24 protein-coding genes are annotated in these 22,952 nt (G+C 31.0%); 4 read left to right on the forward strand and 20 right to left on the reverse strand.

The genetic code is table 11. The annotated features are described in order from the left end of the window. Positions 1-143: 143 nt before the first annotated feature. A complete protein-coding gene (locus HW275_RS04945) occupies positions 144-902 on the forward strand; it encodes a TMEM43 family protein (protein WP_178935511.1) in 759 nt (252 codons plus the stop codon). Between the two features lie 146 nt (positions 903-1,048). Here the strand turns inward: HW275_RS04945 and HW275_RS04950 are convergent, their stop codons facing one another. From HW275_RS04950 to recG, 10 genes are all read right to left on the reverse strand, one after another. Then, on the reverse strand, positions 1,049-1,579 hold the full coding sequence (locus HW275_RS04950) for an adenine phosphoribosyltransferase (RefSeq protein ID WP_178935512.1): 531 nt from the start codon (positions 1,577-1,579) through the stop codon (positions 1,049-1,051). Positions 1,580-1,782: 203 nt separating this feature from the next. Next, on the reverse strand, positions 1,783-2,235 hold the full coding sequence (locus HW275_RS04955; protein WP_178935513.1) for an NUDIX domain-containing protein: 453 nt from the start codon (positions 2,233-2,235) through the stop codon (positions 1,783-1,785). Positions 2,236-2,244: 9 nt separating this feature from the next. Then, a complete protein-coding gene (locus HW275_RS04960) occupies positions 2,245-3,537 on the reverse strand; it encodes a hemolysin family protein (RefSeq protein ID WP_178935514.1) in 1,293 nt (430 codons plus the stop codon). A gap of 106 nt (positions 3,538-3,643) precedes the next feature. After that, positions 3,644-4,120 (reverse strand): acetyl-CoA carboxylase biotin carboxyl carrier protein, encoded by a 477-nt coding sequence (gene accB, locus HW275_RS04965; RefSeq protein WP_178935515.1) that lies wholly within the window; start codon positions 4,118-4,120, stop codon positions 3,644-3,646. Positions 4,121-4,158: 38 nt separating this feature from the next. Further along, positions 4,159-5,010: a bifunctional methylenetetrahydrofolate dehydrogenase/methenyltetrahydrofolate cyclohydrolase FolD gene (gene folD, locus HW275_RS04970; RefSeq protein WP_178935516.1), complete on the reverse strand. Its 852-nt coding sequence runs from the start codon at positions 5,008-5,010 to the stop codon at positions 4,159-4,161. Positions 5,011-5,055: 45 nt separating this feature from the next. After that, a complete protein-coding gene (locus tag HW275_RS04975) occupies positions 5,056-5,721 on the reverse strand; it encodes a redox-sensing transcriptional repressor Rex (RefSeq protein ID WP_178935517.1) in 666 nt (221 codons plus the stop codon). Positions 5,722-5,820: 99 nt separating this feature from the next. Beyond that, complete coding sequence (gene fmt, locus HW275_RS04980) at positions 5,821-6,786, reverse strand: methionyl-tRNA formyltransferase (protein WP_178935518.1); 966 nt, start codon at positions 6,784-6,786, stop codon at positions 5,821-5,823. A gap of 78 nt (positions 6,787-6,864) precedes the next feature. Next, entirely contained in the window at positions 6,865-7,380 is a 516-nt protein-coding gene (gene def / locus HW275_RS04985) for a peptide deformylase (RefSeq protein ID WP_178935519.1), read from the reverse strand. 100 nt (positions 7,381-7,480) lie between these two features. Then, on the reverse strand, positions 7,481-8,365 hold the full coding sequence (locus tag HW275_RS04990) for a DMT family transporter (RefSeq protein WP_178935520.1): 885 nt from the start codon (positions 8,363-8,365) through the stop codon (positions 7,481-7,483). Positions 8,366-8,387: 22 nt separating this feature from the next. After that, positions 8,388-10,454, reverse strand: a complete 2,067-nt coding sequence (gene recG, locus HW275_RS04995; protein ID WP_178935521.1) for an ATP-dependent DNA helicase RecG — start codon at positions 10,452-10,454, stop codon at positions 8,388-8,390. Between the two features lie 404 nt (positions 10,455-10,858). Here recG and HW275_RS05000 point away from each other — a divergent pair, with 404 nt between their 5' ends. After that, positions 10,859-11,734: a hypothetical protein gene (locus HW275_RS05000; RefSeq protein ID WP_178935522.1), complete on the forward strand. Its 876-nt coding sequence runs from the start codon at positions 10,859-10,861 to the stop codon at positions 11,732-11,734. Positions 11,735-12,057: 323 nt separating this feature from the next. On the opposite strand, the gene HW275_RS05005 is transcribed toward HW275_RS05000, so the two are convergent. The 10 genes from HW275_RS05005 to HW275_RS05050 form a co-directional block, all read right to left on the reverse strand. Further along, on the reverse strand, positions 12,058-12,867 hold the full coding sequence (locus HW275_RS05005; protein ID WP_178935523.1) for an energy-coupling factor ABC transporter ATP-binding protein: 810 nt from the start codon (positions 12,865-12,867) through the stop codon (positions 12,058-12,060). 51 nt (positions 12,868-12,918) lie between these two features. After that, positions 12,919-13,446: a hypothetical protein gene (locus tag HW275_RS05010; protein ID WP_178935524.1), complete on the reverse strand. Its 528-nt coding sequence runs from the start codon at positions 13,444-13,446 to the stop codon at positions 12,919-12,921. 39 nt (positions 13,447-13,485) lie between these two features. Then, complete coding sequence (locus tag HW275_RS05015) at positions 13,486-14,298, reverse strand: hypothetical protein (RefSeq protein ID WP_178935525.1); 813 nt, start codon at positions 14,296-14,298, stop codon at positions 13,486-13,488. Beyond that, positions 14,295-14,858 (reverse strand): macro domain-containing protein, encoded by a 564-nt coding sequence (locus tag HW275_RS05020; RefSeq protein WP_218975092.1) that lies wholly within the window; start codon positions 14,856-14,858, stop codon positions 14,295-14,297. Before HW275_RS05020 ends, HW275_RS05015 begins: the two co-directional genes overlap by 4 nt. 46 nt (positions 14,859-14,904) lie before the next feature. Beyond that, a complete protein-coding gene (locus HW275_RS05025; RefSeq protein WP_178935526.1) occupies positions 14,905-15,744 on the reverse strand; it encodes an energy-coupling factor ABC transporter ATP-binding protein in 840 nt (279 codons plus the stop codon). Continuing rightward, positions 15,726-16,481, reverse strand: coding sequence for an energy-coupling factor transporter transmembrane component T (locus HW275_RS05030; RefSeq protein ID WP_178935527.1), 756 nt, complete (start codon positions 16,479-16,481; stop codon positions 15,726-15,728). The genes HW275_RS05025 and HW275_RS05030 overlap by 19 nt, the downstream gene beginning before the upstream one ends. Positions 16,482-16,487: 6 nt before the next feature. Beyond that, a complete protein-coding gene (locus tag HW275_RS05035) occupies positions 16,488-17,087 on the reverse strand; it encodes a hypothetical protein (protein WP_021769470.1) in 600 nt (199 codons plus the stop codon). 747 nt (positions 17,088-17,834) lie between these two features. Further along, positions 17,835-18,557: an acid phosphatase AphA gene (gene aphA, locus HW275_RS05040; RefSeq protein ID WP_039889035.1), complete on the reverse strand. Its 723-nt coding sequence runs from the start codon at positions 18,555-18,557 to the stop codon at positions 17,835-17,837. Positions 18,558-18,630: 73 nt separating this feature from the next. Next, on the reverse strand, positions 18,631-18,789 hold the full coding sequence (locus tag HW275_RS05045) for a hypothetical protein (RefSeq protein ID WP_172619120.1): 159 nt from the start codon (positions 18,787-18,789) through the stop codon (positions 18,631-18,633). Between the two features lie 84 nt (positions 18,790-18,873). After that, complete coding sequence (locus HW275_RS05050; protein ID WP_218975093.1) at positions 18,874-20,292, reverse strand: NADP-dependent glyceraldehyde-3-phosphate dehydrogenase; 1,419 nt, start codon at positions 20,290-20,292, stop codon at positions 18,874-18,876. A 579-nt stretch (positions 20,293-20,871) separates the two neighbouring features. Between HW275_RS05050 and HW275_RS05055 the strand changes: the two genes are divergently transcribed. Continuing rightward, the gene (locus HW275_RS05055) at positions 20,872-21,762 is read left to right on the forward strand and encodes an alpha/beta fold hydrolase (protein ID WP_178935529.1); all 891 of its coding nucleotides are present in this window, start codon (positions 20,872-20,874) and stop codon (positions 21,760-21,762) included. A gap of 151 nt (positions 21,763-21,913) precedes the next feature. Next, positions 21,914-22,945, forward strand: a complete 1,032-nt coding sequence (locus HW275_RS05060; RefSeq protein ID WP_178935530.1) for a rod shape-determining protein — start codon at positions 21,914-21,916, stop codon at positions 22,943-22,945. Positions 22,946-22,952 lie beyond the last annotated feature (7 nt).

Consider the following 22,952-nt stretch of genomic DNA (forward strand, 5'->3'; position numbering starts at 1 on the left):
ACAATATTCTATTCATTTTTAGAAAATAATTTTATACTTTAAATTGACTTATAATAAAATGAGGGTATAATTTAATTAAAGGAAACATTAAAAATATTTACTGATTAATCTGATTTATAATTTAAAAATTGAGGAGGAAAATCATGGGTAAAAAAAGAATCTTTTTTGGAATTTTGATGATTGTGTTCTTTTTTGTATTATTACCTGGTTTATTTAACGAGAGTAAGAATGACGGCGGCTTAAAAGGGGCAATCTATCTGGAAGAGCCTAAAATAAAACCTGAAAATGAAGGAAAAGTTGTAATCATTTCAGGAAAAGCAGATATTGTAGAAAATGCATATGATAACGAAATGGGATTACATTTTAAATATCCTGTTGTTTTCAGAAGAAAAGAAATCCGTAAAGAAAAACGTGTAGACGACAAAGTGGAAATAAAATGGGAGTTGGCGCCAGAAGGCTATACTAAGTTTTTTGGAATTATAAAATTAGGTGATTTTAAAATCTCAAACGAATTTTTAAAACGTCTTTCCAATAGTGGAAAGAATCTAGATAAAAAAGATTTTAATCCAAATGAACTGAAAAATCTCCCTTCAGGATTTCATGTAGATACGCCAATATTTGAGTTCTACATAACAAATGGAAATAGTATAGGAGATATCCGTATGCGCTATTCGTCAGTTCATGATGGACCTCTTATTATGACATTGGCAGGAATTCAGAAAAATGGGGTTCTTGAATACAGCGACAAAATATCCTATTCTTTTTTTGAAAAAAAGGTTACATATAAAGAGATGGTAAAAAAAGGAGAATCATCTACTTTTCTTACTTTCGGCTTTATGTTGTTAATAGCATTGATAGGACTTGCATTGTTAATATCTGGAATACGTGATTCCAAAAAATAATATTTAAAAAAAATAAATTCTAAAGAAACTAGAATTTCTTCCTAAAAATAAAAAAGACCTTTGAAATTTCCAGTTTTTATTTTTAAATTTCTCAGGTCTATTTTTTATGGTTAAATTTTCTTAAATATTGAACCAGGTATTTAAAATTAATATTTTAATTGTGAGTAAACTTCATAACCTTCAAGAAATTCCCGTCCTTTTAAATCGGATAATTCTATCATGAATGCTAATTCATACACTTTTGCTTCTAGTTTTTCGACTAATTGAACCATTGCTTTGGCAGTTCCTCCTGTGGCTAGCAAATCATCCACTATTAATATTGTTGAACCTTTTCCAAAGGCATCTTTGTGAATTTCAATACTATTTTTTCCATATTCTAATGAATATTCTACACTTTCTACTTCTGCAGGCAATTTACCAGGTTTTCTTGCGGGAACAAATCCTGCTCCAATATTGTAGGCTATTGCGGCTCCAAAAATAAAACCTCTTGCGTCAGCCCCTACTACATAATCTATTCCTTTATCTTTATACCTGTCTGTAAAATCTTTTATAATAATTTTTAGTCCTTCCTTATCTTTTAACGCTGTTGTAATATCTCTGAATATTACTCCTTTTTCTGGAAAATCTTCTACTGAACGGACTAATTTTTCTATTTTTTCTTTTTCTTCTATTTTCATTTTTTATTTTTCCTCTTTTCTAAAATTATATAATTAATAGCAACTCCACTAAAACTAAACTTAAAAGTTATTACTTTTCTTAAAATCCTAAATTTACTTAGTTTGTATCAGTTCAATTTTCAAAAAATTCAAATATATAATTAAACTTCTTAATTACAATAAATTATAAATTATGTATAAATTTTAAGTCTAAATATTTTTAATCATTCATTCCATAGACTTCCCAAATAAGTTTCAACTTTTTCTCCATCCATTAGCCTCAATAAATTTTCTTTAATATCTGGGTAAATTGTCATTGTTTTCAATTCTTCTTTTGTTACAAATCTTAAATCTGCGAGAACTGCTTCTTCTCCTAATTTGATGATGTCATTGTTTTTATTGTTACGGTGTATTCTAAAAAATAAATTTAAAATATGCCGCTCCTTGTCTGGAAAAATTGTTTCTGAAAAAAACAAAAATTCATCAACTTCTATATCCATATTTGTTTCTTCCTTATATTCCCGTACAAGGGCTTCTTTAGAAGTTTCACCCCAGTCATTTCCGCCACCAGGGATAAGCCAGTATTTTTTATTATTTTTGTGATGCTGAATTAACAGAATTTTATCATCTTCTATGAGAATTCCTGCCACACGTATTCGTGGTCTTATTTCTTCCATTTTTTCTCCTTATTTTTCTTTTTCTTCTTCCTGCTGTTCAATAATGATCGCCCTTACTCTCTCAACACGCTTATTATCGACGTCAGTAACTTTTAATACAAAATTATTGTCTTTTACCTGATCAAAGACATCGGCAACTTTTCCCAGCTTGTCTTGAATATACCCTGAAATAGTGTCGTATTCTTCAGATAACGGTATTTCTATTCCCAGCTTGTCATTGACTTCTTCGATAGGCGTGTCCCCTTTTATATCAAATATTTTTTCACGAATTTGCTGAATGTTTTCCTCTTCCTGATCAAATTCATCCCTTATTTCCCCAACAATTTCCTCCAGCAAGTCTTCAATCGTTACAATTCCCTGTGTTCCGCCGTATTCATCAATAACTATTGCCATATGAAGCTGCTTTAATTTAAATTCTTCCAATAATTCAACTAACGGCTTTGTGATTGGAACAAAATAGGCTTCTTTCATAAAGTCCTTTATTGGCGGATTTTCCCCAGTCTGCTTATCGTAACGGAGTAAGTCCTTCATATGTACTGTTCCTACAATTTTGTCAATTGTTTCAGTATAAATCGGGATACGTGTGAATCCTTGATCCAAAATCTCATTCCACACATCGTCAATTTTGCTTTCTGCTTCCAATGCAAATACATCTCTTCGAGGTGTAAGTATCTCCTTGACTGTCGTTTCTGAAAATTCAAAAATGCTGGTAATCATTTCCTCTTCGCCTTCTTCAAACACGCCGCTTTCTGTTCCAGCCTTTAAAAATGTCAAAATTTCATCTTCTGTTATTTCAAACATCTGATCTTTTACTTTTATCCTGAATATTCCGACAATAACTCTTGAAATATGTATAAATAACTTAATCAGCGGCTTTAATACAATCCGTACTGTGTTTAGCGGTATTATTAAAGTTTTGGAAACTCCATAAATATTATTTCTGGCTATTAGTCTTGGAATCATTTCAGAAAATAAAAGAATAAAAATAATTAACACAAAAAATGAAATTGCAACATAAAGATTTTCTGTATAAATTTTTTTTATTAAATAAACTCCTGAAAAAACCATTGATGAATATGAAATTGTCTTTATAAATAACAGTGTCGTAAGTAATTCATTTGGATTTTCAAGCCAAAATTTTAAAAGCTCACTTTCCTTAGTTTTTTCCTTTTCCTTTGAGTCACTTTTCAAATGAATCTGCTTTAATGATGACAATGCTGATTCAGCAGCGGATAGAAACGATGTAAGAAACAATAAAACCAATAATAGAATAACATTTAACAAAATCCTCTTCTCTTCCAAATTTATCCCTTCTTTATTTTTTAAATTTATAACTTAGTGGTAAAATAACTTTAAAACCAAACTCAAATAATCTTAATAAGATTTTACTTTTTTTATTTTTAAAATTTTACTCAATAATCATCAATGTCTGCCCTTTTTTTATACTATCTTTGTCATTTACCAATATTTTTTTCACTTTCCCCGAAACTGTTGATTTTACTTCATTCATAAGTTTCATTGCCTCTACGATACAAAGTGTCTGCCCTTCTGTTACAGAATCCCCTTCTTTTACGAAGGGACCAGCTGTTGGAGATGGCGAGGCATAAAAAGTTCCAACCATAGGGGAAGTAATTTTTGTCCCTGAAATTTCTTCGGGAATGGCCACTGTTTCAACTGATGCCTCTGGTTCCTGAGTTTGTGCTTCTTTCTGGATATTTGCTGCCGCTACAGGTTGAGCCATTGGACTGCTAAAAATAACATTTCTTTCTTTTCTTTTTTTTGTTAATGAAACTTCAAAATTGTTATCTTCATACCTTACTGACTCAATCTTATTTTCATTCATACTTTCAGCTAATTTTTCAATAAATTTAATTTTATCTCTCATTAGTTTTCTCACTTTCTTTTTTATTTATTTTCAAAAATTTAATTGTCTATTTTCTGTTTATAAGACTTAAATGTATTTTTTATCAGCATTGCAATTGTCATTGGGCCAACACCGCCGGGAACTGGAGTAATAAAAGAGGCTTTTTTAGAAACTTCCTCAAAATCCACATCTCCGCACAGTTTTCCACCCACACGGTTTATTCCGACATCAATTACAACGGCGCCTTCCTTTACATCGGCTGCCTTCACTAATTTTGGAGAACCTGCGGCGGCTATCACTATATCAGCTTTCTGTAATTTTTCAGATAGATTTTTTGTTTTTGAATTACATACCTGAACCGTTGCACGTTTTTTTATAAGCAAAAGTGTCATTGGCTTTCCTACGATATTGCTTTGCCCAATTACAAGGACATCCTTTCCTTCCAAGTCAATATTGTATTCTTCAAACATCTGAATCACTCCAGCCGGTGTGCAAGATAAAAATCCTGTTTCATCTCCAATCATCATTTTACCAATGTTTGTTGTGTGAAAACCGTCAACATCCTTTTCGGCTGAAATTGCATTTATAACCTTCAAATCATCAATATGCTTTGGAATTGGTAATTGTACCAAAATCCCGTCTATATTGCTATTATTATTTAATTTTTCAATTTCTAAAAGCAAACTTTCTTCTGAAATATTTTCATCAAACCTAATTGTTTCAGAATGAAATCCAACTCTCTCACAAGCTCTTATTTTATTTCTTACATAAATTTGTGAAGCGGGATTTTCTCCTGCCATAATTACTGCAAGTCCAGCTTTTCTGCCAGCTTTTTTTTCCAGTTCACTATGCTCTTTTTCAATTTCTTTCAAAACTTTTTCTGAAAGCGCCTTTCCATCAATTATAGTCATAGCTTTTACCACTAAATCAGTTCTAGCAGTATCTCCTTTCGTTTTTTATATTTTCTGATTTGCATTATTTAACCGCCAAAAATTTAGTTCCTGTAACTTTGCAGAAATATCCATATCTACAACTTTTACATTTTCAGCCAATTCCAGCTTGTAAGTAGTCATGTTAAGAATCGCACAGATACCACTTCTTACAAGCCCTTCTGCCGCAATTTGCGCCTGTTCCTTCACAACTGCCAAAATAGCCGTATCAATTCTTATGTCAAAATCATTTTTCATATTTTTTATAAATTCATCAACATTTTGTATATCCTGAACGATTAAATTGTTTGCTGTTATTTTTCCAATTTTATTCTTATCCTTATCAAATATTCCAACAATTTTAAATCCTTCACCTAGAACATCAAGATTTGAGGAAATCATTTCTCCCATTTTACCATGTCCTACAATTATAACATGGTTAATTTTATCAATTCCAAGAATTTTTGTAATAATTTCTATCAAATTATCAATATCATAACCCTTCCCTCGCACACCAAACTCGCCAAATGTCGATAAATCTTTACGTACCTGAGCGGAAGTGGTGTTCATAATTTTAGCAAGCTCAATGGAATTTATTTCGTTATACTGCTTTTGAGCTTCTTTTAGAATAGATAAATATTCTGTCAATCTTTGTACAACTCTTTCAGAAATTTCCAATTTTTTTAATTTCATATTTCCTCCTATGAAAATTAGAAAATTATAGTCAATCCATTTAAAAATTATAGCAAAAATATGTAAAAAGCAATGAATTGGCTAATACAGCCTAACTTTCTACTCTTGTTTTAAACTAGAACTGCTATACAATAATTTTTCTCCAATTACCATTTTACGCCCATTAATAATATCTACTCCCTTTTGAAGTTTTTTCCCTTCAAATTTTGCCTCCAAAATCAATAATCCTCCATTTGCAACTTTTACAACAGGCCCTTTTTTATTGATAATTTCGACAATTGTACCATTTTCTGTTTCATCTTCATATTTTTTTTCAATTTTTTCGCTTTTGTAAATTTTTATGTTTTCGCCTTTTTCATTGGAAGTATGTGCCGCTGGAAATGGATTTAATCCACGAATCTGATTGTAAATAACTTCTTTTGTGTTATCCCAGTTGATTTTTGCCTGCTCCTTTGTAATAGGCTTTACTAAAGTGGCTTTGCTATCATCCTGCTTTTCTGCCTGAACTTCCCCATTTTCAATCAATTTTAACGCCTTTTTAAGTCCAGCTGCTCCCAAATCCTTTAATTTATCGTGCAGAGTTCCAAGCGTATCATCTTCTGTAATTTCACAATATTCCTTTAAAATCACATCTCCAGAATCAAGCCCTTCCTCAATGTACATTATGCTCACGCCTGTTTCAACATCACCGTTTAAAATGGCAGAATGGATAGGCGAAGCTCCTCTATATTTTGGTAAAAGCGAGGAATGTACATTTATTATCCCATATTTTGGAATATCAATTATTTCTTTTGGCAAAATTTTCCCATAAGCTACAACCACAATTAAATCAGGATTTATTTCCTTAATTTTGTTTATAACTTCTTCATCCTTCATTTTTTGGGGCTGAATAATTTCAACATCATTGTCAATTCCAAACTGCTTCACAGGGGAAAATATAATTTTATTTCCTCTAGCATTTATTTTATCCTCTTTTGTGAAAATAAGCCGCAAGTCAGTATTTTTAAACACAACTTCCAGACTTGGTATTGCAAATTCTGGCGTTCCCATAAATATTGTTTTCATTTAATTTTCCCACTTTCCTGACTTTTTTCAAAATCCATTCAATAACTTAATAATCTATATTTAAATAAAAATAATATCCTAATCCAACTCCCTGTAAATTCTGCCTTTTGCAAAATCTTTTTTCAAGACATCTAATTTTTTTGCAACTAATCTTTTATTCATAATCGAAAGTTTGTCTGTAAACAGAATCCCTTCTATGTGATCAAATTCGTGCTGAAATGCTCTAGCCCACATTTCGTCCAGTTCTTCAACAACTTCTTCTCCATTTTCATTCAAATATTTCACTTTGATTTTCGCAGGACGGTTTACTTTCTTAAAAACTCCTGGAATGCTCAAGCATCCTTCCTCCATATCTGTAATTTCCTCAGAAAACTCCAAAATTTCCGGATTAACAACCTTTTTCACAACTCCATCATGTTCCAGCACAAAAAATCTTTTGGCAATGTCCACCTGATTTGCAGCAAGCCCCACGCCATTAGCCTTTCTCATAAGGGCAACCATTTCATCCAGAGTTTCCCTTACATTGTCGTCAACTGCATCAACTTTTTCTGATTTTTCACGTAAAGTTGGATGTCCATATAAAACTATTTTCATTTTTGTTTTTTCTCTCCTTATTAAACTCATTAGTATCCATTTTATTTTATCATATTATTTGATAAATTTTAATACAAAACATCAATTAATTTTTTATTTATTATTCCTCAATTTTCTTAAGTCCCAATTTCGTTTCCGACACAAGCACCGCAAAAAGAACCAGTCCAGCCCCAACTGCCACTCTAAGCGATAATCTCTCACTTAGTATAAAAAATGCAAAAAGTGGCGCAAAGAGCGATTCCGTTGACATTAATATCGAGGCTCTTGTGGAAGTTGTGTATTTTTGGCAAAATGTCTGCAACACTGTTGGTATCGCTGTTGAAAAGATTGTTAAATAAATTATTGCAATTAGTGTCATTCCGGCAGGCTTTTGAATTTTACTCACATCTGAAAAAATAAAAAGATTTACAGCAAACAATATTCCAGCCGCAAACATCTGTATAACAACAAGCTTTAACGGCTCAACTTTTTTGCTGAAATATCCATTTGTAGCAATCTGTCCTGCAAAAAATACTGCACTTATAATCGTCAGAATATCCCCAAAATTAAGATTTGCAATATTCAGCTTCCTGTCAAAACTTATCACAGCAACTCCCATTACACAAATAACTGAAGCCAAAAATGCAAAAATATCAGGACGCTTTTTATGCAAAAACCAAAAAATATAGGGAACAATTACAACGTTAATCGATGTAAAAAAGGCATTTTTACTGGCAGTTGTGAGCATTGCCCCATAAGTCTGGAAAGCATATCCAAAAAATTGAAAAATTCCAACAATTACTCCAGCCAAAATATCCTTTTTCGTAAATTTACCAACTTTTCTAAAGAAAATTCCATAAAGAATAAGCCCTCCCACAAGAAATCTAACCGCTGATAAATAAAACGGATCAACTCCTGTATTCAGCCCAAGCTTCACAAATACAAACCCAAGTCCCCAAAATATCCCCACAAAAAGTAGTCCAAAATCTGCTAAATACTGTTTCACAAAATTCTCTCCTTACTGTACTTTAATCTGCATTATTAAAAAACTTCCTATAAATATCCATTTTCAAAAACTCATTTTTTATTTTTCCATCATTCTTTTCCAAATATTCCATTACAAAATCATGCACAAGTTTGATTTCCTTCACATTTTTTACAATGTCCGTAAAAAGCATATCAGATACTCCACTTTGCCTTGTTCCCAAAATTTCTCCTGAATTACGTAATTTCAAGTCTTCTTCGGCAATTTTAAATCCATCTGTTGTTTCTTCCATAACTTCCAATCTTTTTGCTGAAATTTCATTTGTTGTTTCGGATTCTAAAAAGCAGTAGGACTGGTATTTTCCACGACCAACTCTTCCTCGCAGCTGATGAAGTGAAGAAAGTCCGAATCTTTGGGCGTCACGGATTACCATAATTGAGGCATTTGGAACATTTACTCCGACTTCGATTACTGTTGTGGAAACTAGAATGTCAAGTTCGTGATTTTTAAACTGTTCCATAACTTTCTGCTTTTCCTTGTAAGTTTGCCGTCCGTGCATAAGTCCTACTTTTCTATTTGGAAAAATTGAAATGTATTCTTCGTATGTTTCCTGTGCCGATTTTACATTCAGGCTCTCACTTTCCTCAATTAATGGCGACACTATGTACACTTGCCGTCCATCTTTCATTTTCTTTTCCATAAAGTTATACATTTTTTGTCTGTCAATTTCATTTTGTATCCATTTTGTCTTAATCGGACTTCTTCCAGCAGGCAACTCATCAATAATCGATACATCCAAATCTCCATAAATTGTAAGTGCAAGCGAACGTGGAATCGGAGTGGCACTCATAACAATTAAATTGGCAAGATTTCCCTTGTCACGTAAAAGTTTTCGCTGTGTTACCCCAAACCTGTGCTGTTCATCAATTACAATCAGCCCAAGATTTTTGAAAATTACATTGTCCTCTATTAGAGAATGTGTTCCAATCACAATATCAACAAGCCCTTCTTTTATCTCATTTAACAGTTTTTCCTTTTTCTTTCCCTTCACACTTCCAGTCAAAAGCTCCACTCGTATGTCAAGATTCATAAATTCATCTACAATTCCTAGATAATGCTGTGTTGCAAGAATTTCTGTCGGTGCCATAATTACACCTTGATAATTGTTTTCCACCATATAAAGAAGCATTATAAACGAAACAATCGTCTTTCCAGAACCAACATCCCCCTGAATAAGCCTATTTACAATCTTTCCAGCCTTTAATTCAGAATAAATCTCCTTTATCACACGTTTCTGGGCTTTTGTCAATTCATAATCCAAACCCTTTATAAATTTGCTCACAAGACTTTTGTTGTCCTCAAGTTTATAAATATTCTTATTTGCCTTGTCAACACTAAAACGATTTTGCAAAATTCCCATTTCCAGAAGTAAAATTTCCTCCAGCATAAATCTTTTACGTGCTTTGCTTTGTTTTTCCTCATTTTCTGGAAAATGAATATTTAAAACCGCCTCTTTTCTTCCGAGCAGCTTCTCCTTCTGCAAAAATTCCTTTGGTAGATTTTCCTGCAACAAATATCCGTAATCCATCAAGGCATTTTCCATAACTTTTCTGATTGCCTGCTGTCTGAGCGACTCTGTAGACGGATAAATGGGTAATATCTGCTTTTGTTCCTGCATATCAAAACTAGCTTGATTGATTTTTTTATATTCAGGATTTACAAGCTGAAATTTTACAGCCTTTCTCACTTTCCCATAAACCATAATCTCATCGCCAATATGAATCCCATTTTTCACAAACCTGTTATTAAACCACACAAGCTCAATCATCCCGCTATCATCACTCAAAACCGCACGAAACATAGTTCTCCCAGCCTTTATATACTGATTAACCACATTCACAATTGTCCCCTGCAAAATCACAAATTCATCCGCCAGAATTTCCGAAATTTTCTTATGATTGCTCCTATTCTCATAAGCCCTTGGGAAAAAATAAAGCAAGTCATATAGTGTAAAAACTCCCAATTTCCTAAATTTTGAAATGTTTGCTTTTGTAACTCCTTTTATTTTCACATTTTCTAAATTTTCATAAAGCAAGTTATATGTCTTCATATCCATTTCCGCCTTATTTTAATATCTCCAAACAAAAAACAATTAATAAATAACATAATTTTTATGTTTGAATTTTAATAATATTTTTCAATGTTTGTGTTTTTTATTACTGTTTCTTCTATATCATTACTAATAATAATACCACAATTTATGGAAATTTTCCATATTTTGAAAAATAAAAACTGCTCTAAGTTTTAAGACAGTTTAACTAATTTTTTCATTTATAAGCATCTTTTTTTCGCAAAAGAATTATATCAAAAAAATTTATTAATTAATTTGAAAAAATTTTGTCAATAATGTAAAATATAGTAAAAATTCTTAAAAATTAAGAAATGTATTTTTGACTTTAAGAGAAAAAATATGCATGTTTATAATAAACAAAAAATTGAAAGGAAATAAACAAGATGAAAAAATTAACTGCTATTTTATTATTTTTAACATTTGGAATTTTTGGAAATGCAGAAAGCATAAGTGATATTATCTATAAAAAACTGAGTGCAAAAGGGATTAAACGTGAAATTATTGAAGAAACTATTAAACTTGATGAAGAAATTGGCGATGGACTGCTTTTTGAAACTTCGGATATTGATGGAGCGGAATATTTGAAAAAACTGGAAAAATTGCTTGAAAAGGATAGAAATAATTATATTGTGGCTGGGAAAATCGCTGAAACTTATTTGGCAAGCCTTTACTTGAAAAATATAAGAAATGGAAAAAAATATATGGACATTTTTGAAAAGGCTAATCCAGCAGATTATGAAATTTGGAGCATGAAAGTCAGTTATTATGGGAATATTGAAGATATAGACGAGAAAAACAAAATTATTAATCAAATAAATAAAAAATATCCAAATTCTTTATTTTTAAAACTTATAAAATTACAGGAAGAATCCAATGATAATGGCGTGAAAAACTTAAAGCATGAAATAGATGAAACTCTAAAACTTTTGAGCAATAAAAATGAAACTGACAAATTTACAATGTCAGATGAAGAAATCTACTCCTACAAGTTAAGTTTACATTTTTTAAATATTCGGAATTTTGTTGAAAAAAATGAATTTCAAAAGGGAATTGACTATTATTTAAATAATATTGCAACACTTTCTGCAAGTAATGAGGTGAAAAACTACAACTTGGGGCAGGAAAAATTTTTATTTATGATGATAACTACAATAAATAATAATATTGAAAACAAAAGTCAAAAGAAAAGAAATGTAGAAAAGCTCAAAAATACTGATATTTTTAAAAAAATTGATAGAAACAGGGAAATTGAATTATAAAAATTTTAATCAAAAAGAAAGCTGTTTACTAAAGTGATAAAACCAACAAATTAATAAAATAAACATTTTAGGAGCAACTCAAATTTCTCATAGATTATGTTAAACTGCATTTAAATAACAAATTTTTTAAAAACTTTTTCAACAAGAAATAGAAAATTCAATATTTCTAAGTAATTAAATTTCGTTATTTAAATGGAGAATCGTATTAATACAAGAAATTTGAGATTGTTTCCTACTTAACCCTATTTTTTCTCTATCTGTTACTTTAGAATTAAAATCTTAACTATTTTAATTTGTATCATTTTTTATTTTACTCAAGACAACTAACGCATATTTTCATAATTTCCCACAAATTCCTCCACAGACAAAACCTTTCCATCCATTTCCATTTCCTTAGCCAGATCACTGATATACGGCTGTTTCACCATGCTTTTCTCCAATGTGTCAAATTGCCAGAAAATATCACGTTTATCTCCATCAACGATAACTTTTCCATTTGTCATCACAATTACCCTGTCAAAATTTTTTACTACAAATTCCATATCATGAGTTATTGTAATAATTGTCTTCCCCTGCTTTTGAAGTTCGTCAATCAAGTTATGCAAAACTCTTATTCCTCTAAAATCCTGCCCTGCTGTTGGCTCATCCATTACAATAACGTCTGAACCCATTGCAATTACTGCGGCAATTGTAACAAATTTTCTCAAGGAATACGGTAAATTGTACGGATTTTCCTTTTGATATTTTTCAAGTTCCGTTAATTTTATGGCATTTTCTACCATTTTTTTTGTTTCATCAGGAGAATATTTTAATTTTTTTGCTCCAAAGGCTATTTCATCGTAAACATTGTTATGAAATATCTGATCCATTGGATTTTGAAAGACATATCCGACTTTTCGGCTCATTTTGGCAACGGTATATTTCTTTGTATTCCAGTCATCTACAACAACATCTCCGCTTACTGGCTTTAACAATCCATTCAACATTTTTACCATCGTTGTTTTCCCAGCGCCATTTTGCCCAATAATTGCGACTTTTTCCCCTTTTTTAACTTCAAGAGAAACATCATTAAGCACATTTTCAGTTCCGCTCGGATATTTAAAACTCAAATTTTTTACAGTAATAAAACTCATAGTTTTGTCTCCTTTAAAAATTTTATTAAATAATTATCTTTAATAATTATTTTATTGTTCCAGCTCTTCTTTTTTCTTCTTCATATATTCTGTAACTGCTCTAAAACTAAAAAAAGTCCCAAATATTATAAAAGTTACTGATACTATTAATAAATTTTTATAAAAAAAACGTTGATTGAAAACTTCATTTACCGAATAAAAAAACTCTGCTGTAAATTTTGTTTTCTCAGATGAACTTATAAAATATGCCAGTTCAGTCACATTTCCAAGATAAATTGTTATAATTGCTGGAATATATGCGAGAAAAAGGGCTGACAGTAATTCTTTATTTAACGGCTCTTTCTTTTCTTTTGGTTCAAATCTGCTTCTATTCTTATCCTTTTCATTTTCAAAATTTTTTTTATCATATCTATTTAGTCCGTATGTCCAGCCACTACATATTCCTAAAAAAATCAGTGCTTCAAAAAAAGGTATGTATTTATTAACAAATATTTTAAAAAGGCAATATAGGCAATAAACAATTGTCATCACAAAAAATAACAAAATAATTCCTAATAAGCCTGACAAGCATCTTTTCATCAAAATTTCCCTTTCTTACTTTCCAAATTTTCTTATTTTCTAATAGAATTTAGGATATTTTTTATCAAAATTTTCTATTAAGTTTTTTAATAAAATTTCCTGACAAATTACTGTATTTTTAGCTTCAATTTCAAGAATCGTATTCTTTTTCAGATCACTTACTGTAATTGTGCCAATTTCAAATTCAATATTATAATTTTTCCAATCATAAATCTCATTATCAAATGTTACAGATTTATTCGATACTTGTATTTTGGGTGAACCTTCAAAAATCTGAGTCAATTCCTGCAATCCTTCTTCACTTGAAAATAAAAATTTATTTTTCACAAAACCTTGATTTTGAAATGGAAAAATCTCAACTCCGCCATTTTCAATATTTTCTACTGCTTTTGAAAAATTCTTTTCTAAAAAACATTTTTGAAATACTGAAAATAAATCATAATCATACCCGCTTCCATCTATCTTTTTCCAATTACCGCCATCGGGTTTATACAAAATTTTAGAAAACTTCTTCATTTGAAATAATCTATTGTCCTTAAAGAAAAAATATTTTAATTTTTCATAATACACTTTCTCTTTTTTGAAAATAAAATAATCATCATAAAATTCTATATTAGGAAATTTATTTTTATAATAAAAAATAAACAATCCATTTAATAAGATAAATAATATAAATAAAACTATTGAAGTTGAAACAGAAGATACGCTAAAGCCTTTTTCCATTTTTTTTGTTACTGAGAAAAGCAACATTATATCCAAAAATATCAAAATTCCTAAAATTTGTATTCTTGGTTTGGAATAAAATATAGTCCAGTCTATTTTTATAATTTTTTTCAGTTTCCCTTCCTTCATAAAATCCCTTTCTCTTTCAGTAATTTTTGATAAATCTCAAAATTTTCATTTTCAAAACATACAAAATTTACTTTTTCTATAAAATCATTTTTCTCCAAATATTCTATCACAGCGTTAATAGCCGTTTTTGCAGCTAAATCTTTTGGAAATCTATAAACTCCTGTCGAGATATTTGGAAAGGAAATATTTTTCAGTTTATTTTTTTCAGCCAATTCTAAACTTGAAATATAGGCATTTTTTAACAATTTTTCTGCAAATAATTTTACTTCATTATTTTTTCCTGACTGCCAGACAGGCCCAACTGTATGAATTACATTTTTAAATGGCATATTTCCTGCTCTTGTAATAACAGCTTCCCCAACATTGCATTTCCCTTGAGAAGCACGTATTTTCATACAATCTTCTGTTATTTCTTTTCCGCCTTTTCTATGAATTGCACCATCAACACCACTGCCTCCTAGTAAAGAAGAATTTGCGGCATTGACAATCACATCAGCAGGATATTCGGTAATATCGCCTTTTACAAGAACAATTCTATTTTTCAAATTTTTTGGTTTCATAATTTTTCCTTTTAAATAAATATTTTTAAGATTTGCTTAACAATTTTTATTTTTTCAATAATTCCACTATCTTTTCCTTGGTTATAGGAATTTCTTCAAACTCAGCTTTTCTCGCTTTTTCAAGTTCATAGGCAAGCATTGAATACTGTGTCATTCCAATTTCCTTTTCTAGCAAAATTTTATTATTTAAAACTTCTTCCGCTTTTCCACTCAAAATTATTTCCCCTTCATCAAGGACAAGGATATTTTCGGCATATTCTGCAATAAGTTCAAGTTTATGCTCAACCAAAATTATTGTTTTTCCTTCATTTGCCATTAAATTTATAATTTTGAAAATATCTTCTGTTCCTTTTGGATCAAGCTGTGAAGTTGGCTCGTCAATAACTAGAATATCAGGATCCATTGCGATAATTGAGGCAAGTGCCACTCTTTGCTTTTGTCCGCCAGACAAGTCATATGGATTTCTATCACGCAGCTTTTCAATTTCAAGCAGTTTCAATATTTTTTCAACTTTGGAAATTATCTCCTCTTTTTCTAAACCTAAATTTTCAAGTCCATAAGCAATTTCCTCAAAAACAGTATCTTTTACTCCGCTAATTTGTGTAAACGGATTCTGAAATACAAACCCAATTTTCTGCACAAGTTCCTTTTGAGAATAATCTTTTAGTTCTTTATCTTCCAGCGTTATTTCCCCTGTCAGTTCCCCTTTATAAAAATCAGGTACAAACCGCCTTAACATATTACAAAACGTCGTTTTCCCGCTCCCATTTTTTCCAATTACAGCCCAAAATTCGCCTTTTTTTATCTCGATATTAATATTTTTCAAGACTTGTTTGTTTTCAAGCGGATATTTATAGTTCACATTTTCTATTTTAAAATAACCCATAACACCCTCCACACAATACACAGCACTACAAAAATAGCCAGCATAATTTTCATAATCTTATCATTTTTTGTTTCTTCTATATCGTGCAATATTGTTCGCTTTTCCCCAATGGAAAATCCTCTCGACTCAAGTGTAATCGCACGCTCTTCGGTATTTATTATGGATGACAACACCATTGGAATAAATATTGGAATAAGTGCCTTAAATCTTACGAATACATTTCCTTCCATTTCTACTCCCCTTGCCTTTTGTGAATCCATAATTATATCTGACTGTTTTTTCATTTCAGGAATCATTTGAAGTGATAAAAGCAAGATAAATGCCGCTTTAGGATTAAGTCCTTTTTTTTCAAGAGCCACTGTGAACTCTTTAGCTTTTGATATTAGTGTCAACATTGTTATAGTAGAAACTAGAGCTGCAATTTTGGAAGTCAATCTTACCGCAGTTATTATCCCAGTCTTATATACTGTAATAAAACCAAATTTTGCCATAATATCATTAGAAGGAATCATCAGCCCCTGTACAGCAAATATAATCAAAGTTAGAAAAAACAGGCTAAAAAACACTCTTTTCAAGTATATTCCCAACTTTTCATAAAAATAGGCAACAATTCCGCAAATTGCTATCAATAAATATCCATAAGTATAGTTTGGCAATATAAATGCTGATATTAACAATACTGCAGCTAAATAGAACTTCGTAAGAGGATACAAGTTTCTAAAAAAATTTTTAATCATAACTTCCTATTCTCCATTTTTCTTATAGATATAATTTTCTCCATATTTAAATTTTATTAAATATCTATCTGACATGCTTTTTATAATTAATATAGAAATTACTGTTGTTACAATTTTATCAGCCGCTTCTGTAAGCATAGTGGCTATCGCAACTGCTTGTTCCAAACTAAATCCTATGCTTTTAAATAATACTACCACTGTAGATGAAGCGTTTCCTGTAAATCCTCCATAAACTTTAATAATTATAGGAATAGATACAATTATTGAAGCCGAAGCCAGTGCCAAACTTACTATAATTGTTTTTATTACTAAATTCTTAGTTCTCATTTTTGCAAGAATTCCTACAACCAAGGCATTACATATTGCTACAGGTATAAATGCAAAATATTCTGGAGAAAAACTTCCTGTAATCAGACTCGTAATAACTGCTGTTACTGTCCCCACCCAAGGCCCTGCAATAAGACTAATAAACACCGATCCAATTGAATCAAGAAATATAGGCAACTGTAAAAATTTTGCAATCCCAAATCCTGTAAAATTAATAGCCACTGCTACTGGTATCAACAAACTTGACATTAAAGAAAAATCCTCTTTTAAACTTTTCATTTTTCTGCCTCCTTAAAATTTTATTTACTATATTTTAAAACATATTTTTCAATATTTCAACCTTTGGAGGAAAGTTTTGTTATTTTTTTAACAATTATATTAAATTTATCTTTTAAATATTTATCTGGATTTTTATTTTGGTTATTTTCACATATAAGTTTATTTTAAGGAGTAAGATCAGACAACATCTCTTTTCGCAATAACAGTTATTTTAATATCTTTAATTGATTATTACTTAATAATGGCGAAAGTTCTACTAATTACTTCCTCTCGAGGCAAAACTTTCTTAATAGAATAAAATTTTCTTAACAAAGTTTCTATTTTCTAATGGGGTTTAGTATTGGATTATTTTATTTAATATCAGTTTTTTACTATTGTTATTCGTTTTTTTCTTTTTTTCGCAGGATTGCTCATTGCCGCAAATCCTGCACCTATGGCTAGACTACGACTTTTATTTGCCCAACTCCGAAACTCCTTCTTCCAGTCGTCAAACAGTCGTAGTTGAACAAATAAAAGCTCCGTCGGTCTATAATTATATTTTAATTATTTTGAAATACTAGGTTTTTATCCTTTGTTGGAAAAGTTTGTAATAAATCCGTTATTTAAATGGGGTTTAGTATTAAATAAAAATAGTAGAAAAGATATACTATTTGTATATATATTGTAGTCATATATTTCTATACTTTTTCCAAAATAAAAATCAGAAGTATCTTTTTATACTTCTGAAAATATATGTTATAATTTTTTTTACCATGCAGAATTTATTAGAACTTCTTCTCCATAGCCACCGTTCATTTTTTGTGGATTTGTTGAGTTATAAGCTCTTTGGACTCTTATTCCTCTGATTCCTAACTCTCTTGCGGCTAGGATATCGTCGTCACTGTCACCGTAGTGGATTGAAACGTTGTGTTTCTTGATGTAGAATGACTTATCGTATTTGTAGCCACCTGTTGGAGTGTCAGCTGTGTATTCTACGTAAACTTCTTTTGGCAGTTCAAAGTATCTTTGCAATGTTTTGGAAAGTTTTGTAGAAGTGTAGTTTTTGGCTTTTGAATGTTTTGTTCTTCCTGTGATGAAAAATACGTTGTCTCCTCTTTCCAAGTGCATTTTGATCAGATCTTTTGCAGATTGTTTTGGAATTGAATGTTCATCTCCGTTTTCAGCTACATAGTCCCAGAATTTCTGATTATACAGGTAACTTACGGCACCTCTCTTATCTCCTGGAATTTGGAAATAATGCTGTCCGTAGATAAAGTATCCGCTTGAATGAAGCAATGTGTCATCAATGTCAAAACTTACATTAATCGGCCCTTTTCCCTCTAGACTTTTCTTAATGTCGTCAACAGACACAAAATGAACAGCCTTCTGAACTTTATCTGTCGAATAAAATCCCTCATGAGTGTAAGGAACTTTTGGCCCTGCTGCAAATACTACAGATGCAGCAAATAAAAATAATAATGCTTTTTTCATAACATTTCCTCCTATATATTTTTTTATTTTTTTAGATATAATTTTATTCTGTTTTTAAAAAATTATTTTTTTGCTATTTTATAGGTTCACACCCTATAAACTCTCCCTTTGCTGTATAAGTGCATATATTCCCTGCTTTTCTTCCAGTTTTTTTGGGAATTTTAAAATAGGAACAACTTACAGCTGCTAATGCAGATAAAACCAATATTAAAAACATTCTTACCTTTTTCATGGAAAAACCTCCTGTAAAATAGCTTTTTTATCTAAATTTTTCAAAAAAAAGATGTTCTCCCAAAAGAAAACATCTTTCCAATTCTTATATATCAAATACAATAGATTTAACTCTTGTCATGCTTTCTATGCTATATTTTATCCCTTGAACTCCTGCTCCTGAACCTTTAATTCCTAAGAACGGAAAACTGTCAGGCCCTCTTTGAGTTTTATTATTTATATGTACTGTTCCTACTTCCAGTTTTTCAGCGATTTCAAATGCCAATGGGAAATTTTTTGTAAATACTGCTGACTGCAGTCCATATTCTGATTTATTTGCAATTTCTACTGCTTCATCCACAGATTTTACTCTGATAATTGGCAATACTGGTCCAAATGGCTCTTCCCACGCAATTCTCATATCAGTTGTCACATTGTCAAAAACTACTGGCCATATTAAGTTTTTCTCTCTTTTTACTGTTGTCAATGCTTTTGCACCTTTTTCCTGAGCATCTTTTATCAGTCCTTCAATAAAGTCTGCTGACGGAGTGTCAATTACTGTTGTAATATCAGCGTTGTCAAAGGGATCTCCCACAGTTAATTTTTCAACTTCCGCTTTTATCAAGTTAGCCAATTTATCTGCAACAGAGTCCATTACAAGCACTCTTTTAATTGCAGTACATCTTTGTCCAGAATAGCTGAATGCTCCTGCCACTATATTTTTTGCGGCTTTTTCCAAATCAGCGTCCTCCAATACGATTCCAGCGTCTTTTCCACCTAATTCAAGCATAATTGGACGCATTCCAGCAAGTTTTCCAATTTTTTTGCCAATTGGCGTGCTTCCTGTAAAGTTTATAAAGTTCACTTCCTTATGTTCAATCAGATAATCTCCAATTTCAGAACCTTTTCCAGTTACAGAGTTAAACACTCCTGCCGGAATTCCAGCTTCTGCAAACACTTGTGTCAATAATAGTCCACTAATTGAACCTTGTGTAGGTGGCTTGAAAATTACTACGTTTCCTCCTATTAACGCTGGTGCGATTTTAGATGCCGACAAGTTTACTGGATAGTTAAATGGCGCAATTGCAAGCACAACACCAACTGGCTCTCTTTTTACTGCCCCATATTTTCTCTTGCTTCCAGCTTCAAATCCACCGCCATTTACAAATTCGCCTGTGATTCTAAGCCCTTCTTCCGCAGCGTATCTAATCAAATCCGCAGTTCTCACAACTTCTGAAATAGCGGCCTTAATCCCTTTTGCTACTTCCTTTGCCAAATTTTCCCCGATTTTATCCTTATCTCTTTCAAGAATATCTGCAGCCTTATTCAAATAAGACGCTCTTTCCACAGCCGACAATGCTCTCCAGGCAGGCAAAGCCTTTCTGGCAGATTCCATAGCATAATCAACTTCTTCTCTTGACATGGCTGGCACAGTTCCAAGCTCTTCCCCATTTATAGGCGAATAAATAATTATTGTATTTTTAGAGTTTTTCCATTCTCCATTCACTAAATTTTGATAATTCATCAAAATGCCTCCTTATTTTCATTTTTCTATATTTTATATTTTAGCATATATTTTTCATAATTAATATAGTTTTTTCACATATTTTTCATATTTTCCATTTTCTGAAAAAGTAATAGAAATTTGATTGACTGATAAAATAGAATGTGATATAACAAATGTACGTAAAAAACGGAGAAAAACATTCTGTATTAACAAAAAGGTGAAAAAAATGCTCTACTCATAATTGATTAGAGTATTTTTTATGTTATAATACTTTGGGCTTCACCGCCCAGTTGATACAGGATAGAGGTGAGATTGTGATAAGCGGAGATTTCATCTTTGTTGCTATTATAGCCATAATTTTCTATTTCTATTTTAGCAAATAATAATTTTATCCTCCAATCTCCGTTTGCCCACAGATATAGTAATCTGTGGTTTTTTACTTATTGACACCTAAAGACGTTTTCACTTCCTGCTTATCTACAAGAAAAAAATTTGTAATTGCAAAAAAAATAATATTATATTATAATGAATATGTGTACTTATTTAAAATTAGTGAAAGACTGAATATTTGATAATATTTTTTCAGAAAGGAACATAATGGAAAAGCAATATTTTGAAAGTTTTGATAATAAAAAAATCCCTTATTTATTTTTTGAGTCAAAAAGAGAAAAATATAAAAATAATGTCGTGATATTTCATGGGATGACAGAGCCTGTCGACAGATATGCCGAATTTGGGGAATTTTTGGCTTCCAACGGATACAATGTGTTTGTTATGGAAATTCGAGGGCACGGTGAACTGAAAAAGGATGAAATCGGAGATTTTGGAAAAGGCGGGATAAAATCCGTATTTAAGGATATCGATAACTTTTTTGCAAAAATTTTGAGCAAAGTTGGAGCAACTCCAAGCAACACAACGATTTTTGGACATAGCATGGGTTCTCTTATTGGAACACGATGGGGAATTAAAAATAAATATAAATATTTTATTTTATCAGGGTTTCCATTGAAAAATCAGCTGGTAGCCTTAGGCGGACATTTTGTCACTCTTCTGGAAAGAATGATTTTCAAAAAAGTTTCTGTATTTAATAAATTTATGGAAAAATGCAACGCAAATTTTGAGCCAAATAAAACCAAATTTGACTGGCTGACAAGAGATGAAACTGAAAATAAAAAATACGAAGGCAGCAAACTTTGCGGATATCCTGTCACACCAAAATTTTATTCCGGAATTTTTGCCACAATGGAATTTGTCAACAGAAATTACAAAAAATTAGACAAGCGTGCAAAAATATTAGCCGTTTACGGAACTGACGATAAAGTGATCAACATTCCGTATATCAGTAAAATTTTTAATATGCTAAGAAAGAAAAAAAGAAGAATAAATATTCTTGAAAATAAGAACGGACGACATGAATCCCTTAATGAAACAAATAAGCACGAAATTTATGATGAAATTTTAAAATGGCTAAATGCAAAGGATTTTTAACTTATATTTTTAATAAATTTAAATACTTTAGTTAATATATTTTACAAAAAATAATAATATAAACAAAAAATTTAAAAAAATTGCAAAAAATAATAAATTTTTATCGAAAAGTATGATATAATTAAGAAAGTTAATTTTAATAGGAGGAAAAATGGGAGCATTTGATTTTGTAAAAATATTTAGAGTAAATAAAAGTATCTCAATAGATTTGGGAACTGCAAACATATTAATTTATGATAAGCAAAGAAAAAAAATAGTATTAAATGAGCCATCTGTGGTTGCAAGAGATAGAAAAACTGGAAAATTAATCGCAGTTGGAAGAGAAGCTAGGGAAATGTTAGGAAAAACTCCTGACAGCATTCAAGCTATCAAGCCTCTGCAAGATGGAGTTATCGCAGATATTGACTCAACAAAGGAAATGATTACATACTTTATTCATAAAATTTATGGAAATTCATTATTCAAACCGGAAGTAATGATCTGTGTGCCAATCGAAGTTACAAGTGTGGAAAGAAAAGCCTTGTTTGATGCAGTAAAAGGTGCTAAAAAGACATATATTATTGAAGAAGGGAGAGCTGCCATCATCGGTTCAGGTGTAAATATTTCACAACCTGAAGGAAGCATGGTAATTGATATAGGTGGAGGTTCTACTGATATTGCAATTCTTTCACTTGATGAAATTATCGCAAGCAAGTCAATCAGAATCGCTGGAAACAGATTTGACGAAGATATTGTAAGATATGTAAAAAGAAAATACAACTTATTAATCGGGGATAGAACTGCTGAAAAAATTAAAAAGGAAATGGCTACAGCATTAAAAGTTCAGTCACCTGAAATTATGGAAATAAAAGGTAGGGATTTGGAATCCGGTATTCCTAACACAGTAGAAATTAACGCAAATGAAATTTATGAAGCAATTGAAGATTCATTATACCAGGTAGTGAACTCAACAAAAGAAGTTCTTGAAAAATGCCCGCCTGAGCTTGCCGCAGATATTCTAGATAATGGAATTGTAATGACTGGTGGAGGTTCATTAATCAAAAACTTTGTTGACATGATGGAAAAAGAAGTTGGAATCAAAGTGTTCTTATCTCCAAATCCACTTGATTCAGTAGTTTTAGGTGGAGGAGCTGCATTTGACAACAAAAAATTATTAAGAACTCTTCAAATGAAAGAAAATTAATAATATC

The organism is Leptotrichia sp. oral taxon 223 (assembly GCF_013394795.1).
Classification (GTDB): Bacteria; Fusobacteriota; Fusobacteriia; order Fusobacteriales; family Leptotrichiaceae; genus Leptotrichia.

Bases quoted from the DNA above. Each gene is read 5' to 3' on its own strand.
- HW275_RS05020 (WP_218975092.1), bottom strand. From the start codon at position 14,858: ATGAAACCAAAAAATTTGAAAAATAGAATTGTTCTTGTAAAAGGCGAT.
- recG (WP_178935521.1), bottom strand. From the start codon at position 10,454: ATGAAGACATATAACTTGCTTTATGAAAATTTAGAAAATGTGAAAATA.
- fmt (WP_178935518.1), bottom strand. From the start codon at position 6,786: ATGAAAACAATATTTATGGGAACGCCAGAATTTGCAATACCAAGTCTG.
- aphA (WP_039889035.1), bottom strand. From the start codon at position 18,557: ATGAAAAAAGCATTATTATTTTTATTTGCTGCATCTGTAGTATTTGCA.
- def (WP_178935519.1), bottom strand. From the start codon at position 7,380: ATGAAAATAGTTTTATATGGACATCCAACTTTACGTGAAAAATCAGAA.
- HW275_RS05055 (WP_178935529.1), top strand. From the start codon at position 20,872: ATGGAAAAGCAATATTTTGAAAGTTTTGATAATAAAAAAATCCCTTAT.
- HW275_RS05030 (WP_178935527.1), bottom strand. From the start codon at position 16,481: ATGATTAAAAATTTTTTTAGAAACTTGTATCCTCTTACGAAGTTCTAT.
- HW275_RS05060 (WP_178935530.1), top strand. From the start codon at position 21,914: ATGGGAGCATTTGATTTTGTAAAAATATTTAGAGTAAATAAAAGTATC.
- HW275_RS04950 (WP_178935512.1), bottom strand. From the start codon at position 1,579: ATGAAAATAGAAGAAAAAGAAAAAATAGAAAAATTAGTCCGTTCAGTA.
- HW275_RS05010 (WP_178935524.1), bottom strand. From the start codon at position 13,446: ATGAAAAGATGCTTGTCAGGCTTATTAGGAATTATTTTGTTATTTTTT.
- HW275_RS04955 (WP_178935513.1), bottom strand. From the start codon at position 2,235: ATGGAAGAAATAAGACCACGAATACGTGTGGCAGGAATTCTCATAGAA.
- folD (WP_178935516.1), bottom strand. From the start codon at position 5,010: ATGACTATAATTGATGGAAAGGCGCTTTCAGAAAAAGTTTTGAAAGAA.
- HW275_RS05050 (WP_218975093.1), bottom strand. From the start codon at position 20,292: ATGAATTATCAAAATTTAGTGAATGGAGAATGGAAAAACTCTAAAAAT.
- HW275_RS05025 (WP_178935526.1), bottom strand. From the start codon at position 15,744: ATGGGTTATTTTAAAATAGAAAATGTGAACTATAAATATCCGCTTGAA.
- HW275_RS05015 (WP_178935525.1), bottom strand. From the start codon at position 14,298: ATGAAGGAAGGGAAACTGAAAAAAATTATAAAAATAGACTGGACTATA.
- HW275_RS05005 (WP_178935523.1), bottom strand. From the start codon at position 12,867: ATGAGTTTTATTACTGTAAAAAATTTGAGTTTTAAATATCCGAGCGGA.
- HW275_RS05035 (WP_021769470.1), bottom strand. From the start codon at position 17,087: ATGAAAAGTTTAAAAGAGGATTTTTCTTTAATGTCAAGTTTGTTGATA.
- HW275_RS05000 (WP_178935522.1), top strand. From the start codon at position 10,859: ATGAAAAAATTAACTGCTATTTTATTATTTTTAACATTTGGAATTTTT.
- HW275_RS05045 (WP_172619120.1), bottom strand. From the start codon at position 18,789: ATGAAAAAGGTAAGAATGTTTTTAATATTGGTTTTATCTGCATTAGCA.
- HW275_RS04975 (WP_178935517.1), bottom strand. From the start codon at position 5,721: ATGAAATTAAAAAAATTGGAAATTTCTGAAAGAGTTGTACAAAGATTG.
- HW275_RS04945 (WP_178935511.1), top strand. From the start codon at position 144: ATGGGTAAAAAAAGAATCTTTTTTGGAATTTTGATGATTGTGTTCTTT.
- accB (WP_178935515.1), bottom strand. From the start codon at position 4,120: ATGAGAGATAAAATTAAATTTATTGAAAAATTAGCTGAAAGTATGAAT.